This is a genomic window from Vibrio sp. 1402 (assembly GCF_033340275.1).
On record NZ_JAWOWE010000323.1, the window covers coordinates 1 to 663 of the forward strand.

At 47.7% G+C, this 663-nt stretch carries 1 protein-coding gene; it reads right to left on the reverse strand.

All coding sequences use genetic code 11. The features are described from left to right. Nucleotides 1-87: 87 nt before the first annotated feature. Nucleotides 88-663, reverse strand: a 576-nt coding sequence (locus R7044_RS25840) for a TolC family protein (protein ID WP_225456076.1), incomplete at its 5' end; no start/stop codon positions are given.

Here is a 663-nt window from a genome sequence, read left to right on the forward strand (position 1 = left end):
TCCCCATGAGGCATGACAGCGATGTTGATTGTTTATTGGTGTGCATTCGCCATCGTCCCCAAACTTGGGTTCTTTCATGTTTTTGTTTTAGTTCGCGCTTGCTTCAGGCGTGATGTTGGGTGTGGATACTTGATATTCGAAACCACCCAATAAAGCCGCTAAGTTGCTGTTTGCGATGTTTAAATCGGTAATAAGACGTTGCTGTTCGAGCTTTAGCGCCAGCTCGTCTGTGCTTGCCATGATCACGTCGTTAAACTGTGCGGTGTTGTTTTGATAACCCCTTTCTACCGCGTGAATACGAGCTTGAACTTGGGGAAGTAAGGTGGATTGATAACGCTCTAAACGCTGACTCAAGTTGGCGCGATCAACCAGCAATGTGTTGACCTTCGCGTTCATCTGAGTCAGTAACGTATCTTTTTGTGAGCGAGCAGCACCCACTTGATACTGGGCGGCAGCTAAGTTGCGGTCTTGGCGATTGCCAGTGAACAGGGGAATGTCCATTGTTAGATACGCGCTCACCAAGTCCGATGCAGGTTCGCCTTTCATATTGTTGGCTTGACGATAGGCGTACATCACTTCCACACCGAATTGAGGCGTGTAAGCTTGCTCTGCAATGTCCACTTGAGTTTCATTGGCAGAAATACTTACGTCTGCCATTTTCAC